Annotated in this window: 1 protein-coding gene; it reads right to left on the bottom strand. The window is 61.2% G+C overall.

Features of this window, described 5'->3' with window-relative positions; all coding sequences use genetic code 11:
- Window positions 1-1,152 (bottom strand): toprim domain-containing protein (locus tag ACUHMQ_RS21625; protein ID WP_445297221.1); only part of this gene is annotated, 1,152 nt, incomplete at both ends.

The raw sequence follows: 1,152 nt of genomic DNA, 5'->3' as shown, positions 1-1,152 counted from the left end.
CGCACCCGCCAACGTCGCCCACCTAACTGCATGACCACTTCCCGTTCGCTCACCTCGGCGCTGAGGTCGCAATGCGGCGCAGGGGGTACCGGGCTGGCCGGTAACTCGGCAACCGGTAGCGGCGTCGGAACCAACTCAGCCGTTACAACCGACACCTCAGCGGCTAAGGGAAGCGGGGGGGCCGCCTCTGGCCTTGCTATGACGCGGGAAGCCATCGCCGCCAGGGCTTGCTTACCTTCGCTCGGCGCATCCTCTAGCCCCATCCATTCGGCTTTACGCACCGCCAGACTGAGGGCTTTAGGCGCTGGTTTCATTGCCAGGGCGTAGGCATTGGCATCTAAACCATGTGGGAAGCGAATACGCCAACAATCGATCCCCAGCGCTTGCAACCGTTCTGCCAAGGCCCGCGCGGCCTTATCGCCCGCTTCGTCGTGGTCATAGGCAATCAGTACCCGCTTCACCCCGTGACGCTCAAACGCTGCAAGGTGGTCATCGGTAAACCCGTTCACCCCATAGCTGGCCGTCACATTGCGCAAACCATTCACCCAGAAGGTCATCGCATCAATCAGCGCCTCACACAGAATGACCTCGCCACCCGCTGCCGCTAAACCCGCCTCATTCCATACCCCAGCGTGGGTACCCGGTAAGTAAAGGTGATCCGCTGTCCCTGGGCGCAGGTCGGTGCGTATCTTGCGGCCATACACTTCGTGAATCTGACCATCCAGGTCAATGACCGGCACAACCAACGAGCCGTTAAAGTGCTCGTGCCCACTCTCGCGCAGCAAGCCCACCGTCTGCAAAGACTGACGCACCGCGATACCCGCCTTGAGCGTCTTGGCGGGCAGCCGATAGCCCAGGGTGCGGTTGGCGTAACCCAGCTGGAAGGTGCCAATCAACTCTGGGTGATTCAAACCCCGCTTATCCAGGTAGGCCAACGCCTCGGGACTTTGCTTAAGCGTGTCGTGGTAATACGCCAGCACCCGGCCTAACAAGGTCTGCCGCTCGGCGGCATCCACCATGGGCGACTCAGCAACAGGCGAAGCGGCTAAGGAAGAAGGGGTTAATACCGGTTCCAGGCTGCGGTCCCCTAAGCCCGTCCGCAACCATTCCGCCGCATGCCGGAAGCTGATATTGCGCCGTTTCATCACCCAA

Source organism: Chitinimonas violaceus, assembly GCF_052601015.1.
This window is presented reverse-complemented; position numbering and strand designations above follow the sequence as displayed.